This window comes from Tenacibaculum piscium (assembly GCF_021390715.1).
GTDB lineage: Bacteria > Bacteroidota > Bacteroidia > Flavobacteriales > Flavobacteriaceae > Polaribacter > Polaribacter piscius.
On record NZ_JAJGWT010000001.1, the window covers coordinates 279,513 to 296,452 of the forward strand.

The 16,940-nt window shown below is 31.4% G+C and carries 11 protein-coding genes; 8 read left to right on the top strand and 3 right to left on the bottom strand.

Going from position 1 to position 16,940, the window contains the following annotated elements:
* Positions 1-12: 12 nt before the first annotated feature.
* Both L0U77_RS01275 and L0U77_RS01280 read left to right on the top strand, forming a co-directional pair.
* Positions 13-4,815: a GEVED domain-containing protein gene (locus L0U77_RS01275; RefSeq protein ID WP_233896890.1), complete on the top strand. Its 4,803-nt coding sequence runs from the start codon at positions 13-15 to the stop codon at positions 4,813-4,815.
* A 149-nt stretch (positions 4,816-4,964) separates the two neighbouring features.
* Positions 4,965-5,576, top strand: coding sequence for a deoxynucleoside kinase (locus L0U77_RS01280; RefSeq protein ID WP_101918032.1), 612 nt, complete (start codon positions 4,965-4,967; stop codon positions 5,574-5,576).
* Positions 5,577-5,602: 26 nt separating this feature from the next.
* Here L0U77_RS01280 and L0U77_RS01285 read toward each other — a convergent pair whose 3' ends face one another.
* Positions 5,603-6,349: a TrmH family RNA methyltransferase gene (locus L0U77_RS01285; RefSeq protein WP_233896889.1), complete on the bottom strand. Its 747-nt coding sequence runs from the start codon at positions 6,347-6,349 to the stop codon at positions 5,603-5,605.
* A 43-nt stretch (positions 6,350-6,392) separates the two neighbouring features.
* Between L0U77_RS01285 and tamL the strand changes: the two genes are divergently transcribed.
* The 6 genes from tamL (at position 6,393) to folK (ending at position 15,376) form a co-directional block, all read left to right on the top strand.
* Positions 6,393-8,873, top strand: a complete 2,481-nt coding sequence (gene tamL, locus L0U77_RS01290; protein ID WP_233861237.1) for a translocation and assembly module lipoprotein TamL — start codon at positions 6,393-6,395, stop codon at positions 8,871-8,873.
* Positions 8,874-8,972: 99 nt separating this feature from the next.
* Positions 8,973-10,040, top strand: coding sequence for a class II fructose-bisphosphate aldolase (gene fbaA, locus L0U77_RS01295; RefSeq protein ID WP_101918035.1), 1,068 nt, complete (start codon positions 8,973-8,975; stop codon positions 10,038-10,040).
* A 205-nt stretch (positions 10,041-10,245) separates the two neighbouring features.
* On the top strand, positions 10,246-11,103 hold the full coding sequence (accD, locus tag L0U77_RS01300; RefSeq protein ID WP_101918036.1) for an acetyl-CoA carboxylase, carboxyltransferase subunit beta: 858 nt from the start codon (positions 10,246-10,248) through the stop codon (positions 11,101-11,103).
* 149 nt (positions 11,104-11,252) lie between these two features.
* Positions 11,253-11,522 (top strand): 30S ribosomal protein S15, encoded by a 270-nt coding sequence (rpsO, locus tag L0U77_RS01305; protein WP_233896888.1) that lies wholly within the window; start codon positions 11,253-11,255, stop codon positions 11,520-11,522.
* A 178-nt stretch (positions 11,523-11,700) separates the two neighbouring features.
* Positions 11,701-13,920, top strand: coding sequence for a polyribonucleotide nucleotidyltransferase (locus L0U77_RS01310; protein WP_233896884.1), 2,220 nt, complete (start codon positions 11,701-11,703; stop codon positions 13,918-13,920).
* Positions 13,921-14,245: 325 nt separating this feature from the next.
* A complete protein-coding gene (gene folK / locus L0U77_RS01315; RefSeq protein ID WP_233900643.1) occupies positions 14,246-15,376 on the top strand; it encodes a 2-amino-4-hydroxy-6-hydroxymethyldihydropteridine diphosphokinase in 1,131 nt (376 codons plus the stop codon).
* Between the two features lie 106 nt (positions 15,377-15,482).
* On the opposite strand, the gene gldC is transcribed toward folK, so the two are convergent.
* On the bottom strand, positions 15,483-15,818 hold the full coding sequence (gene gldC / locus L0U77_RS01320; RefSeq protein ID WP_101918040.1) for a gliding motility protein GldC: 336 nt from the start codon (positions 15,816-15,818) through the stop codon (positions 15,483-15,485).
* Between the two features lie 23 nt (positions 15,819-15,841).
* Positions 15,842-16,834 (bottom strand): gliding motility lipoprotein GldB, encoded by a 993-nt coding sequence (gene gldB, locus L0U77_RS01325; protein WP_233896882.1) that lies wholly within the window; start codon positions 16,832-16,834, stop codon positions 15,842-15,844.
* Between the last annotated feature and the right edge of the window lie 106 nt (positions 16,835-16,940).

Consider the following 16,940-nt stretch of genomic DNA (forward strand, 5'->3'; position numbering starts at 1 on the left):
ACACGATTCAATATGACAAAAAAAAACACCCTATTACTCGTTTTATTTTTCACTTTTTTTGTAACCACTAGTTATTCTCAAAATTTTTGGAACACTTCTGCCAAAAAAGAAAAAACAATTAAAAAGAAAAACATATTGAAAAGAAAAAGTACGCCTGAAAAATATACAGTCGCTTCTTTAAATCTAAATGGTTTTACAAAATACTTACGAAACTCACCAAATTCAACAGCCAATTCATCAGAAAAGAGCCGTGAAAAAATTATTACATTACCCAATTCAGAAGGAAAACTAGAGCGTTTTTCAATGAAAGAAACGGCTTTATTAGCGCCTAAATTAGCCGAAAAATTTCCAATGATTAAATCCTATACAGGAATCGGAATTGACGATGCTCGTAAAATTGTAAAAATCAGTTTGGGTACGAACGGCGTACACGCTATTATTTCTTCTGCGGATAAAGAAACCGTATATATCGACCCGTACACCAAAGATAAAAAACAATATATCATCTATAAAACTAGTGATTTAAAACCAATTGACACTTCTTTTAGTTGTCAAGTTAAAGGCGAGAATCGACAAAAAAATAAACACGAAAATCGACAAAGAACGGCATCAACTCAAAAAAAAAATGCCAATGATGGACAATTAAGAACCTACAGAATCGCCATTGTTTGTACCGCTGAATATTCTCTTTTTCATTTAAATAGACAAAATGTTGCAACATCAGCAACTGATTTGGTGAAAAAAGCGACTGTTTTATCGGCAATTAATACTTCTATTACACGAGTAAATCAAATTTATGAAAGAGATTTAGCCGTTAGAATGATTTTAGTTGCGAATAATGATGAATTAATTTTCTTTGATACAAATACCGACCAACTAACCAATAACAATGCAGATGATTTAATTGAAGAAAGTCAAGTAAAATGTGATGCCATCATTGGAAACGCAAATTACGATATCGGACACGCATTTAGTACCGGCGGCGGTGGTTATGCTGAAGTTAGTTCCGTATGTGTTCAAGGCTATAAAGCGCAAGGACTTACAGGAAGTTATCAGCCCATTAATGACCCTTACGATATTGATTATGTTTGTCATGAATTAGGACATCAATTCGGAGCAACACACACGCAAAATAATGATTGTAACAGAACAAGTTCAACTGCTGTAGAACCTGGAAGTGGTTCTACAATTATGGGATATGCCAATATTTGTGCACCCAATGTACAAACCAAAAGCGACCCGTATTTTCATGCCGTAAGTATTGACCAAATGTGGTCGCACATACAAGGAAATGGAAATTGTGCCGTACTAACCCCCACAAATAATGATGCACCAATTGCCAATGCAGGAACGAATTATAGTATTCCAAAAGGAACGCCTTTTCTCTTAAAAGGAAGTGCCACCGACAAACAAGGAACAGCAAGTTTAACTTATAATTGGGAACAAACAGATACCCAAATTGCACCAATGCCACCTGTAGCAACAAGTACAGGAGGACCTACTTTTAAATCTGTTGCTCCAAGTAAATCTGCAAATCGATACTTTCCTGATTTTGAAAATGTTATCAATAAAACTGCTAATCAATGGATTGTATTACCAACGGTGGAGAGAGAATTAAATTTCGCATTTACTGTAAGAGACAACAATCCGAACGGTGGTAGCTCCGATAGAGATAATATCAAAATTACCCTTACCGATGCCCTACCATTTACCGTTACCGCACCAAATACCAATATTATTTGGGATACTGGCGCTACAAAAACAATCACTTGGCAAAAAGGAACAAGCGATATCGCTCCGATTAATTGTAAAAAAGTTACTATAAAACTTTCTACTGATGGAGGAAAAACCTTCCCAATTCTCTTAAAAGAAAATACCTTAAATGATGGAACAGAAGAAATTACAATTCCAGATACACCAACAACACAAGCACGAATCCTTATAGAATCATCTGATAATATTTTCTATAATGTAAATGATAGTAATTTTACGATTAATGCCACAAAACCAACTTTTTTATTATCAAATAAAACCCCAAAACAAAATACCTGTAAAAATAGCGATACCACTATTTCTTATACGTTCAATGCTAATTTTATCAATGGATTTACAGAAACAATAAATTTATCGGCAACAGGATTACCTAACGGAACTTCAGCCGTTTTTACGCCAAATAGCCTGAATTCTAGTGGCGATGTTACTTTAACTATCAATAATTTTAAACAAAGTAATCAAAAAGAATATACCATTGTAATTCAAGGAAAATCAGCAACAATTACACAAACAAACACCGCTTTTTTAAATATAATTGATGATAATTTAACCAAAACCATCTTAAAATCTCCTGTAAATTTAATTACAGAAACCAGTTTAACGCCCGATTTTAATTGGTCAAAAGTTGAAAATGCAAGTGCGTATCAATTAATCGTTGCCTCAAATAGTGATTTTTCAACAATTATTATCGATGAAACTGTTAATACAAATTCTTACACACCCACGACACCACTACTGGGAACAACAACTTATTTTTGGCGTGTAAAACCTAAAAATAACTGTAAAGAAGGAACTTTTTCAAGCGATAATCAATTTATAACACAAGCGCCATCATATTGTAGTTCTACTTTTATTGATGATGCTGGAGGTAAAAATCACATTACGAATGTTAGCTTCAATTCAATAAATAATACCTCAGGAAATGATACTATAGATGGTTATGAAGATTTTACAAACATCATTACCGAAGTTGAAAAAACGGTTTCATATCAAATGAATGTTACTTTCGATAGCGATGGTTATCAAGACCATTGTTTTGTTTTTATTGATTGGAATCAAGATTTAATTTTTGATAAAATCACCGAAAGATATGATATTGGTTCAGGAAGTCAGCAAACACTTGGTCAGAAGATTACAATTCCTGAAAATGCTGTTTTAGGATTTACTCGAATGCGTGTGCTACTCGAATATGACGATCCTACAAAAAATTACGGCGAAGGAGCCTGTACTTCCGAACATTTGGTAAATTGGGGAGAAACCGAAGATTATACCCTTAAAATTATAGAAAAACCAAGACCAAGTTTTACCATAAACAATACTTCTGGAAATCTATCGATATGTAATACCGCTGTTGATACACAAATTTTCACGCTAAAATATGAAGCCTTACAAGGTTTTAATGAAAATATCGTTTTTTCTGCAATAGAAATTCCTGCAAATACTACCGCTAATTTTTCAACTATCGATACCAATGGACTTGTGAAAGTAACGCTATCAAACTTGAAAAATGCTCCTGTTGGAGATTATAATTTTAAAATTATAGCCAAAGCAAATTCGATGACAAAACAAATAAGTATTCCTTTTAATATAAATGATACTATTTGTAAATCCGCAGGAAATATGGACAGTAACATTAGCACAACGCTTGTAAATTTTGCCGATATCAATAGTATTTCTGAAAAATCTGCAGGATATTCAAAGTACACCAATACAATTGCCGAACTTATAAGAGGAACAAAATATCCTTTAATTGTAAAGGCTAATTCTGATGGAAAACAAACCGTAAAAACAACCGCTTGGATTGATTGGAATCAAAATTGTTTGTTTGATGCCAATGAAAAATATGACTTAGGAACCGCCACGAATGCCAACGCTTCAACAAGCAAAAGCGGCCTGGAAATTATCATTCCAAATAATGCTCTAAATGGCAAAACGACACTAAGAATCATCACTGAAAAAGTATTTGAAAATACAACAAAAAATACGATTGATAACAAATGTATATCAGGATTTAATGGCGAAGTTGAAGATTATACCATTGCCATTACACCGAGTTTTACACTCACAAATCAAACGAAACCAATCGCAATTTATAACAAATCCGTAAACGAAGTTCAATTCGAAATCGACTATGAAACAATCAATGGTTTTAACCAAAATGTAAGTTTATCCACAGAAAACACCCCAGAAAATGCTAATATTAGCATTAATCCTAAAATGATTAACGAAAATGGAACATTTACCGTAAATATCAATAATTTAAATGAGGCTCCCGTTGGAGATTATACCATTAAAATTATCGCAACAGCAGGTGAAATTCAAAAATCGGTGGATTTAAAACTTAATGTAAATGATAGCTATTGTAAAGCAATCGGAAATGCAACATCACAAACAAGTATTACCAAAGTGATGTTTGCTGAAATTGATAATTCATCAACAAAAACTACAGGATATTCTGATTTTAAAACCATCAATACGCCCGTAATTAGAGGCGAAAATTATGAACTAACTATTAAAATAAACAATCAAAATAACGAAAATATAAAAACATACGGCTGGATAGACTGGAATCAAAATTTAGTGTTCGAAGACAATGAAATCATTGATTTAGAAGCGAATAATACTTCTATTACGATTCCTGAAGATGCCGAAATTGGTACTACAGTTTTACGAATTGCGGTAAAAAAAGCAATCGAACAGACTGCAAATTCTTGTGAATTTGGTTTTGATGGCGAAGTGGAAGAGTATACCATCAATATACAAGAAAGTTTTGCTACGTATAAAAATTTATTTACTGATTTACAAGTGTTTCCTGTACCTTCTGATGGAAAATTAACCGTGAAATTTAAAGTAAAAATTAAAGAAGTAACCGTTATTCGATTGTTTAACGCTCTTGGACAATTATTAGAAACTCAAACATTTTCAACAATATCGACCCGTTTTGAACAAGAAGTACAATTCAAAAAAATAAGTAGCGGAAATTACTTTCTTCAAATTGAAAATGATGGAAAATTAAAAACTAGAAAAATAATTATTCAATAATATTTTTTTTAGTTTATTTAAGATATCAAGAAAAATTTAAAAAAATAATCAAGAAAAAAGCGTGCTATAAAGCACGCTTTTTTTTAGCCAATTGATAGCAAAATTTTATGTAATTTTACCTTATTGAAATTCAAAAATTCAAAAAAATTATGCATGTAGCAATTGCCGGAAATATCGGAGCAGGAAAAACCACATTAACCAAAATATTAGCCGAACATTATAATTGGGACGCTCATTACGAATCCGTAGATGATAATCCATATTTAGATGATTTTTATGCTGAAATGGAACGCTGGTCGTTTAATTTACAAGTTTTCTTTTTAAATAGTCGGTTTCGTCAAGTTTTAGAATTAAGAGAATCTGGAAAAAAAATAATTCAAGACCGAACTATTTATGAAGACGCTCATATTTTTGCACCAAATCTGCACGCAATGGGATTAATGACCAATCGTGATTTTGGCAATTATTCCTCTTTATTTGAACTGATGGAAAAATTAGTAACACCTCCAGATTTATTGATTTATTTACGTGCCGATATTTCTACCTTAGTTGGACAAATTCACAAGCGTGGAAGAGAATATGAAAACTCAATTAGTATCGATTATTTAAGCCGATTAAACGAACGCTACGAAGCTTGGGCAAGTAAATATAACAAAGGAAAATTGTTAATTATCGATGTTGATAACTTAGATTTCATCAAAAATAAAGCTGATTTAACGTATATTATTGATAAAATAGATGCAAAAATAAAGACAAAATAAAAGAGAAAAATAAAAAGCCTTTAAATTCATCTTTTAAATTCACTTAATAAAATAGCAGTTGCAGTAGCGACATTTAAACTTTCGGTTTGTTGAGTATCGCCAAAACGAGGAATCGTTATTGTATGTTTTACAATCGCTGCTATTTCAGCAGAAATTCCGTTAGCTTCATTGCCCATCACCAAAACCGCTTTTTGAGGAAGCGTTGTTTTATAAACATTTGTTCCGTGCATATCAGCAGTAAAAACAGGCAAACTCGTATTTGATAAAAAAATAGGCAAATCGGTATAAGAAATGCGTACCCGAGCCAAAGAACCCATGGTGGATTGTACCACTTTTTGATTGTAACAATCTACCGTGTTTTTTGAACAAATCAATTCCGAAATACCAAACCAATCACACAAACGAATAATTGTTCCTAAATTTCCGGGATCATTTATGGCATCCAAAGCAACAATTAAATTACAAGTAGCATCAGGAATTGTTGTCGTTTCAGAACTTTTATATTCAGGGATTTTAAACAATCCTAAAACTTTATTCGGATTCTTTAACGTACTAATTTTTTTTAATTCAATATCAGAAATAAGTGTACACGCTATATTTTCAGGAATTTCAAAATGACTATCCGTTGTAAAAATATGAGCGACTTCTAAGGAAGAAGCTATCAATTCTTGCACCACTTTTACGCCTTCAGCAACAAATAATTGTTCTTTTTGTCGATACTTTTTTTGTCGTAAACTTGTAATTAATTTTAGGTTGTTTTTTGATAAACTCATTATTATTTTTTTAACACTTTATAATCACTAAAAAATAGTATTTTTGATACTTAAAATACGTGCCGTAAAGTTAATGAAAAAACTTTCTTTCTTCTTTTTATTAGTACTCTTATTCAATTCTTGTAATACGATAAAATTTGTTAAAGAAAATGAATTGTTACTCGCTAAAAATAGTGTTTACGTTGACAGCACTAAAAATACCACCGAAAATATTGCAGAATTACTGATGCAACGCCCAAATGCCAAAGCCTTGGGAGTTCCGTTGTCGTTGTATTTTTATAATTTAGGAAATCCTCAGGGAGCTAAAACACCATCGCAATGGGGAAATAAAAATCCTAAAATATATCGATTTTTTAAAAAAGGTTTCTCTGAAAAACAAAGTATTTCTGTTGCCAATACATTTATCGGATTTAATCATTGGTTTTTAAATAGTGGCGAAGCACCCGTTATTATTAATCCGATAAAAACTCAAAAAACAATTGGAAACTTAAAAGCATACTTTCAAACACAAGGCTATTTTAGAGCCAAAATAACATCAAAAAAAGATACTATTGCTCCTAAAAAAGGAGAAATTTCATATCATATTACCAAAGGAAATCCTTCGTTTTTAGATACGATTCAAACTAAAATCGCCTCCCCTATTCTTGATTCTTTATATAAAATATCCAAAGAAAAAAGTTTTCTTTCCAAAGGAAGTCAATACAAAGACGGCAATTTTATTAAAGAAGCAAATCGTTTGGTCGAATTATTTCGAAATAATGGTATCTATCATTTTAATGAAAACTATATTTCATTCGATAATGATACCCTGAAAAATTATCAAAAAACAAACGTAGAAATTAGTATTTCAGATAGAATTATTCCCTTTAAAATTCAAAAAATAAAAAAAATAAGCGTTTTTACCGATTATTCCTACAATAAAAAAGATTCAATTCATAAAGATTCGGCAATCTATAATGGTATTCATTTTTATGCGCATGAAAAAATAAAATACAATCCTAAAATATTATCGCAATCATTATTTATGAAACCAAATATGGTGTATAGCGATGAATCTAAAAACCTAACACGCACGCATTTAAGAAGTTTAAAGAATTTTAAATCAACCTCGATTCGCTATAACGAACTCACTGAAAATGACTTAGAAGCGACTGTTTTTTTAACACCTATCGAAAAATATACCGTAGGTTTTGATACCGAATTATCACGCTCTAATATTCGAAATTTTGATGTTTCCCTAACTTTTTCGCTTATCAATAGAAATACCTTTAAAGGAGCAGAAACCTTTAAATTCTCCACTTTTGGCTCGTATTTTAGCTCCAATAATGGACTCGGTTGGGAAATGGGAGCCGATATTTCTCTAGAAATTCCTCGTTTTATCGCACCCTTTGGATGGCAAAAAATGATTCCGAAAAGAATGTTTCCTAAATCAAAGTTTTTAATCGGAGGCGGTATTCAAAAAAATATTGGACTCGATAATCAAAATATTACCGTTGCTTTAGATTATAAATGGAAATATAATACTCGAAAATCATTACAATTAGAATTGTTTAATACCCAATATATTCGAAACTTAAATATCAATAATTATTTTACCATATACGGCTCAGAATATTCGAAATTAAAAAAAGTGGCAGACGAAATTCCTAAATATAAATTACCCGATAATCAAACAAATAACGCAGGAAGTATTGTAACATTTATGAAAAATGTTGCACAAGATGAAAATTTTCAAACTGCTAATGCAGTCGCTTTTCAAAATAATTTGAATATTTTTAATCGCTACAATATTATTACTTCGGATTTTTTAATCCCAGAAATTGCTTTTAGTTACACCTATAATAATCAAGAAAATAGTAAAGATGCTAGTTTTTCTTTTGTAAAATTTAGAGTCGCTAATGCAGGAAATTTAATGGGAATTTTATCAGAAAAAGAAAATACAAAAAATCAAAAAACATTTTTTAAAATCCCTATTGCTCAGTATTTTAAATTGGATTTAGAATATAAAAAATATTGGAATTTAGGAAATAATACCGTGCTAGCACATCGAACTTTTTTAGGAAGTATTATTAATTATAATCAATCGAGCATTCCTTTTTCTCGTAGCTATTTTGCGGGAGGTTCAAATGATGTAAGAGCTTGGAAAACATACGATTTAGGAGCAGGAACCCGAAAACCTGGCTTAGAATATAATATCGGAAGTTTAAAATTTTTATCGAGTTTTGAATATCGATTTAATATGCTAGGAGCGTTAAAAGGTGCTTTATTTACAGATGCAGGAAATATTTGGGACATCACAAATTCTGATTTTATTGATGATGCCGCTAAATTTGACAACATTAAATCATTCACAGATATCGCTGTTGGCGCAGGATTTGGACTTCGATATGATTTTAATTTTTTAATCGCAAGACTAGATGTAGGCTTCAAAGTACACGAACCTTACTTAAATAATAACCGATGGTTTCGAAATTTTAATATCTCCAGATCTGTACTAAATATCGGAATTAATTACCCTTTTTAAAAATTATAAATTCAAAAGCCGTTATTTTCGAGCAATGCATTAAAATTTCTTATTTTTGACACGCTAAATACAACTAAAATCACATAAAAAACATATAAAATGGCGCATACTATTAAAGCTGGAGTTGCTACAGGAAAAGAAGTACAAGCAATATTTCAATTAGCAAAAGATAAAAAATTTGCATTACCTGCAGTAAATGTTGTAGGTTCTAGTACCGTAAATACTGTTCTAGAAACCGCAAAAGAATTAAATTCACCCGTAATTATTCAGTTTTCTAATGGTGGTGCGCAATTTAATGCTGGTAAAGGATTATCAAACGAACATGAAAAAGCAGCCATTGCAGGTGCTGTTGCAGGTGCAAAACACGTGCATTTATTAGCCGAAGCTTACGGTATTCCAGTAATTTTACATACCGATCATGCCGCTAAAAAATTATTACCTTGGATTGATGGATTATTAGACGCTAGTGAGCAATTTTATAAAGAAACAGGAAAATCTTTATATAGCTCTCATATGATTGATTTATCCGAAGAACCATTAGAAGAAAATATCGAAATCTGTAAAAAATATCTTGCTCGTATGAGCAAAATAGGAATGACACTAGAAATTGAATTAGGAATCACTGGTGGTGAAGAAGATGGTGTTGATAATTCTGATGTAGATGTTTCTAAACTTTACACGCAACCCGAAGAAGTTGCCTACGCTTACGAAGAATTAATGAAAATAAGCGACCAATTTACCATTGCTGCCGCTTTTGGAAATGTACACGGAGTTTACAGACCCGGAAACGTGAAATTAACACCGAAAATCTTGAAAAATTCTCAAGAATATATTTCTAAAAAATACAACGTGCCACATAATACTATCGATTTTGTTTTTCACGGAGGTTCTGGATCTTCTTTAGAAGAAATTAGAGAAGCAATTGATTACGGTACTATCAAAATGAATATTGATACCGATTTACAATACGCTTTCACCGAAGGTACTCGTGATTATATTTTGAAAAATCAAGCATATTTAGCTAGTCAGATTGGAAATCCTGATGGCGATGATAAACCTAATAAAAAATACTACGACCCTCGTAAATGGCTACGTGAAGGAGAATTAACATTTAAAACTCGTTTGAAAAAAGCTTTCGAAGATTTAAATAATGTAAATACCTTATAATACATCAATCAATATCTTTTTTGAAAAAAAAATCACTCAAACAGATATTGATTACAGTAAATCAAAAAGCATTTAGAACCCTCTAAATGCTTTTTTTAGCGATAAAAAGTAAAGTTCATAAAAAATAATTTACATTTGTCGTCAGCTCATTTCTTAAAATAAACGAGTTAACCCAAAAAACAAACAACAAAATATAAACTAAACTATGGCTTGGTTTAAACGTAAAGACAAGGGGATTCAAACCCCGACCGAAGAAAAAAAAGACACTCCTAAAGGCTTGTGGTATAAAACACCAAGCGGTAAGGTTATTGATACAGACGAATTAAAGAAAAACTTATATGTAAGCCCCGAAGATGGCTATCATGTTCGTATTGGAAGTCATGAATATTTTGAACTTTTTTTTGATGAAAATACCTTTGTTGAATTAGATGCAACATTAACATCAAAAGATCCTTTGAAATTTGAAGATACTAAAAAATATCCCGATCGCTTAAAAGCTGCACAAAGTAAAACAGGCTTAAAAGATGCCGTTCGTACAGCTGTCGGAAAATCTAACGGAAAAAATATTGTAATCGCTTCTATGGATTTTGCATTTATTGGCGGTTCAATGGGATCTGTCGTTGGTGAGAAAATAGCAAGAGCAATTGATTATGCTATCAAAAATGAACTCCCTTTCTTAATGGTGTCAAAATCGGGAGGCGCACGTATGATGGAAGCATCCTTATCATTAATGCAAATGGTAAAAACATCCGTGAAATTAGCACAATTAGCAGAAGCTAAACTTCCATATATTTCATTATGTACCGATCCAACAACTGGAGGAATTACCGCTTCTTTTGCAATGCTTGGCGATATTAATATCGCTGAACCAAACGCTTTAATTGCTTTTGCAGGTCCTAGAATTGTAAAAGATACCACAGGAAAAGATTTACCTGAAGGTTTTCAGCGTTCAGAATTTGTACTAGAACACGGTTTCTTAGACGCCATTTACGAACGTAAACAATTAAAAAAACAAGTGAATTTATATATTGATTTGATACAGAATCAACCTATTAGAGCATAAAATTAAAAGTCAGCAACTGCTGGCTTTTTTGTTTTTATCAACATAAAAAACACTTTTAGCATACAATTCAACTAAAATTTTATTTGTATCTTTGTAGCTTCAATGAATAGCTCATTGATGTACATAAAAATCATTTAAATAATATTGGAATGTATTTAACGAAAGAAGTAAAAGAAGGATTATTCGAAAAACACGGTAAAAGTAAAGCTGATACTGGAACTTCGGAAGGACAAATTGCATTGTTCACTTTTAGAATTAACCACTTAACGGAGCACTTAAAGCAAAATCGTAAAGATTTTAATACAGAACGTTCATTAGTGAAAATGGTAGGAAAACGTAGAAGCTTACTTGATTACTTAAAGAAAACTGAAATCAACAGATATCGTGCGATTATCGTAGAATTAGGAATTAGAAAATAATTCTCCCAAAAAGAGGCGCTATAAACGTGCCTCTTTTTTTATACCTAAAAATTCATTTCTATCTAACTAATAGAAATTTATATAAAAAACTCAAAATTTTTAACAACAATTTTGAATTTCCATTGCAACAAAACAACAACACAACAACAAACAATTTAAAAATTTAGAATTAAAATTTATGATTCCAAAAGTATTTAGAGAGGTCATTGACCTTGGAGATGGAAGAACCATCTCTTTAGAAACGGGTAAATTAGCAAAACAAGCCCATGGTTCGGTTGTTGTTCAAATGGGAAAAGCAATGTTGTTATGTACCGTAGTATCAAGCTACAAAGCAGGAACTGTTGATTTTTTACCTTTAACGGTAGATTATAGAGAAAAATTTGCTGCCGCAGGTCGTTATCCAGGTGGTTTCTTTAAAAGAGAAGCTAGACCTAGTGATGGTGAAATATTAACCATGCGTTTAGTAGATCGTGTTTTACGTCCTTTATTTCCAAAGGATTATCATTCGGAAGTACAGGTAATGATTCAATTAATGTCTCATGATGAAGACGTTATGCCAGATGCATTAGCAGGTTTAGCAGCTTCTGCAGCGATTCAATTATCTGATTTCCCTTTCGAATGCCCTATTTCTGAAGCACGTGTTGCTAGAGTAAATGGTGAATTTGTAATTAACCCAAACAGAGCTCAATTAGCAGAATCTGACATCGATATGATGATTGGAGCTTCAGCTGATTCAGTAATGATGGTTGAAGGTGAAATGGATGAAATTTCTGAAGAAGAAATGGCGGAAGCAATTAAATTTGCGCATGAATCTATTAAAATACAATGTGCTGCTCAAGTTCGTTTAGCGGAAGCTTTCGGAAAGAAAGAAACAAGAGTTTACGAAGGAGAAAGAGAAGACGAAGCATTAGCTGAAAAAATAAATGAACTTGCTTACGATAAGTGTTATGCTATCGCTAAAAAAGGTACATCAAAAGTAGAACGTACAACAGCTTTTGCTGAAGTAAAAGAAGAAGTTAAAGCTTCATTTACTGAAGAAGAATTAGCTGATTATGGTGATTTAGTTGGAAAATATTTCAACAAATCTCAAAAAAGTGCTGTTAGAGAATTAACTTTAGCGGAAGGTTTACGTTTAGACGGTCGTAAGACTGACGAAATTAGACCAATTTGGTGTGAAGTAGATTATTTACCATCAACACATGGTTCATCAATTTTTACTCGTGGAGAAACGCAAGCATTAGCAACGGTAACTTTAGGAACATCAAGAGATGCAAACAAAATAGATATGCCATCTTACGAAGGTGAGGAGAACTTCTATTTACATTATAACTTCCCTCCTTTTTGTACAGGTGAAGCAAGACCATTAAGAGGAACTTCTCGTAGAGAGGTTGGTCATGGTAACTTGGCGCAACGTGGTTTAAAAGGAATGATTCCTGCTGATTGCCCTTATACAGTAAGAGTTGTATCTGAAGTATTAGAATCGAATGGTTCTTCTTCTATGGCAACTGTTTGTGCTGGTACAATGGCTTTAATGGATGCAGGTGTTAAAATGACAAGACCAGTTTCTGGTATTGCAATGGGATTAATTTCTGATGGAGATCGTTACGCAGTTTTATCTGATATTTTAGGGGATGAAGATCATTTAGGTGATATGGACTTTAAAGTAACTGGTACTTCTGAAGGAATTACTGCTTGTCAGATGGATATTAAAGTAAAAGGATTAGGTTACGAAATTTTAGTGAATGCACTAAAACAAGCTCGTGCAGGTCGTTTACATATTTTAGGAAAATTAACGGATACTATTTCTCAATCTAACGAAGAAGTTAAGGAACATGCTCCAAAAATGATTAACCGTCGTATCCCGAATGATATGATTGGTGCATTTATCGGACCTGGAGGAAAACATATTCAAGAATTACAGAAAGAAACAGGAACTACAATTGTAATTACTGAAGATGCTGTAACTGAAGAAGGAATTATCGAAATTTTAGGAACTGATCCTGATGGAATTGAAAAAGTAATTACTCGTATTGAGTCGATGCTTTTCAAACCTACCGTTGGTAATTCTTACGAAGTAAAAGTAATTAAAATGTTAGATTTTGGTGCTGTTGTAGAATATGCAGATGCTCCTGGAAATGAAGTTTTATTACACGTAAGTGAATTAGCTTGGGAACGTACAGAAAACGTTTCTGACGTAGTTAAAATGGGTGATGTATTTGATGTAAAATATTTCGGACTTGACCCTAGAACTCGTAAAGAAAAAGTTTCTCGTAAAGCATTGTTACCAAAACCAGAAGGTTATGTAGCAAGACCACCAAGAGAAAATAAGCCTAGAGACAACAGAAGTCGTGATGACAGAAAACCTAGAGCTCCAAGAGAACCTAGAAAAGAAGATTAATCTTTATTTTTTTTATAATCTTGAAACCGCTAATTTATTTTAGCGGTTTTTTTGGCTTAAAACTTCATCTAAAAAAATGTAACGACAAAATAGCAAGTCAAGGGGTTGAAGCCCCTTCTTAAAAGGAACTAAAAATCATAAGAAAACTAAAAACTTTCGCAAATGAAGATGAAAAACGAAAATAAAATCCCTTAGATGTGGTTTGATACGTTTTTATTTTTTAAAAACAAGGGGTTTTAACCCCTTGACATACTCTTTTGATATTATAAAATTTATATTTACAGGTTTAAACAAAAACTTCGTTTTATTTCTCTTTGAAAACTACATGAAAACACAACAAATTGCCTATTTATCAATAGGAACAAATCAAGGAAATCGGTTAGAAAACCTTCAAAATGCAATTAATTTAATTGCTGCAAATATTGGTGCAATTCAACAAATTGCTTCGGTATACGAAACGCCCTCTTTGGGTTTTGAAGGAGCTGATTTTTACAATACGTGTATTAAAATTACAACCTATTTATCTCCTGAAAAATTAATCAAAAAATTACTTTCTTTAGAAGATGAATTAGGTAGAACTCGAAAAAATAAAAGTGGCTACACCGATAGAATTATCGATTTAGATATTTTATTATATAATGATGAAATTATTTTTTCAGAAAATATAATTGTACCACATCCTAGAATGTTACAACGAAAATTTGTGTTAGTTCCATTGGTTGAAATTACGGAAAATATACTTCATCCAACAGTAAAAAAACCGTTACAGGATTGTTTAAAAAACTGTACGGATACTTCTGAAATTTCGAAAATTAAAGTGCAATTAATGAACCCGATTTCTATTACCGAAAAATATAAATACATTGCTATTGAAGGAAATATTGGTGCAGGAAAAACATCGTTAGCTTATAAAATAGCCAATCAATTTAACACTAAAATTGTACTAGAAAACTTTACTGAAAATCCTTTTTTAACTAAATTTTATCAAGATAAAGAACGCTATGCTTTTGCTTTAGAAATGAGTTTTTTAGCCGATAGACATCAGCAATTAACCGATGATTTAGCACAATTTGAATTGCTTGAAAATTGTATTATTTCTGATTATTATTTATTTAAATCGTTGATTTTTGCAGAAATTACCCTGCCGAAAGACGAATATGAAGTATATCAAAAAATGTTCTATTTACTTTATAAAGAAGTTACAAAACCTGATTTATATGTCTATTTATATCAAAATACCGAACGATTATTAGAAAATATAAAAAATCGAGGAAGAATATACGAGCAAAATATTGAAGCCGAGTATCTACAAAAAATACATGATGGTTATCGTAATTTTATAGAAAAAGAGCTTAATTTAAATGTTTTAATGATTGATGTTTCTAACCTAGATTTTGTAAATAATACAGAAGATTATCAAGCTATTATTCAACAAATAAACAATCATATTCGTTAAAAAAAATTATAAATAAATAAAAAAAAGCCTAAAAAAGTGATTTAAGAATTACTTTTTTTAGGCTTTTTTTATATTTCAGAAAGCTATTGTCAAAGCATTTTAAATGCTATTTTTTCAATTCTAATTTTTCTGCAAAATAATCACAAAAATCACGCATGGTAGCACCCATTTTTTGATCATCCGTAGCTCTTTCAAACGAACCTGCCATTGATACTAATGTTTGATGATAGAATTGTTTCATTTCATCAACAGGCATATCTTTGGTCCATAAATCCATACGTAAAGTATCTTTTTTCTTAGGATCCCAAACAGATAACATAATTGCTTTTGAAGACTCATTTTCAATGCCTCCATCTTCTGCATTCCATGAAATTTCTTCAGGAATTTTATTTTCGTCTAATCCTACTGTAAATTCGATTTTAGAAGTGTGTTTTATCGCCATTATATTCTTTTATTTCTTTTTAATTAATTTGATTTTTTCGGTTTATATTTTGATTTCTGGAAGATTTCTGCTTCACTTTTTTGTACTAATTCTAGCAAAGATACATCATTCTTTTGCATATACGAACGCACGATTTGCCAACCAATAAACTCCCCTATTCTCCCTGGTGATTCGGCATCTTTATCCATATAAAATTTTGAAAAAGGTGCGATATCTAAAAACCGTTTATCGAGGTCTTTACTGGTACTATACAACAATTCTTTTTCAATAAAATAACGCCAAATTTGTTGTTCATTATTTTTTGCCCATGCCATTTTTTCAGGTAAATATCCTATTTTGAGAGCCTCTGAAGTTGTTGGTAAATAAGCATCTAACAAATACATTTTTTTACCTTTATAAATCATTTTATCAATAAAATTACGTTGCTTTACTGAAAATTTTTGCGTATTTATAATCGTTTTTGCAACATCAACACTAATATTTTCTTTTTGATTATGTTGCTTTATATACGCGGGATAATCATTATAAAAAGGATGCGTTTTCCCAAGATAAGCATCCAAAGAAATCAGCAATAAACTATCGGCATATACGATGCGATTATCATAGTCAATATTGGTAAGCATCGTAATTACCTTAGGCGTTTTAAACTTCGGATGATAATATTTTACGTGCTTAAATAAGGATGTTAAATCGGAACTCAACGTGTCAAGATTCGGGAATATTTTTTGCGTTTCGGCATATAATTCTCGTTCATCTTTATTGTTGATTTTATTAATCCAAACGCTATCAGGTTGTTTTGGAAACAAAAAAGGATACTTATTTTTCGTATTAATTAAAGTCGTTGGCGTTGTTTTATAAAAATCGACATCAAAACGCGCAATAACAACAGGTTTTACCGCTATTTTATCTAAATCAGATGCGTTAATTTTCAAACGAGTATCGGTTTGTGTATCACATGAACTTAAAACCGAAATCAAAATGAAAACTAAAATAAAAAGTGCTAAAAATTTTCTCATGAACTTATAGTATATTTACATTTAAAATAGTCAAAGTATAATTAAATATTAGAACCTCAAAATTACTAAAATAGTTTCTATCATTTTATATAAACTCCTAAAAACA

What these genes read in the sequence shown, in the direction of transcription:
- L0U77_RS01275 (WP_233896890.1), top strand. Translation starts at nt 13, where the DNA reads ATGACAAAAAAAAACACCCTATTACTCGTTTTATTTTTCACTTTTTTT.
- L0U77_RS01280 (WP_101918032.1), top strand. Translation starts at nt 4,965, where the DNA reads ATGCATGTAGCAATTGCCGGAAATATCGGAGCAGGAAAAACCACATTA.
- L0U77_RS01285 (WP_233896889.1), bottom strand. Translation starts at nt 6,349, where the DNA reads ATGAGTTTATCAAAAAACAACCTAAAATTAATTACAAGTTTACGACAA.
- gldC (WP_101918040.1), bottom strand. Translation starts at nt 15,818, where the DNA reads ATGGCGATAAAACACACTTCTAAAATCGAATTTACAGTAGGATTAGAC.
- accD (WP_101918036.1), top strand. Translation starts at nt 10,246, where the DNA reads ATGGCTTGGTTTAAACGTAAAGACAAGGGGATTCAAACCCCGACCGAA.
- fbaA (WP_101918035.1), top strand. Translation starts at nt 8,973, where the DNA reads ATGGCGCATACTATTAAAGCTGGAGTTGCTACAGGAAAAGAAGTACAA.
- gldB (WP_233896882.1), bottom strand. Translation starts at nt 16,834, where the DNA reads ATGAGAAAATTTTTAGCACTTTTTATTTTAGTTTTCATTTTGATTTCG.
- folK (WP_233900643.1), top strand. Translation starts at nt 14,246, where the DNA reads ATGAAAACACAACAAATTGCCTATTTATCAATAGGAACAAATCAAGGA.
- L0U77_RS01310 (WP_233896884.1), top strand. Translation starts at nt 11,701, where the DNA reads ATGATTCCAAAAGTATTTAGAGAGGTCATTGACCTTGGAGATGGAAGA.
- rpsO (WP_233896888.1), top strand. Translation starts at nt 11,253, where the DNA reads ATGTATTTAACGAAAGAAGTAAAAGAAGGATTATTCGAAAAACACGGT.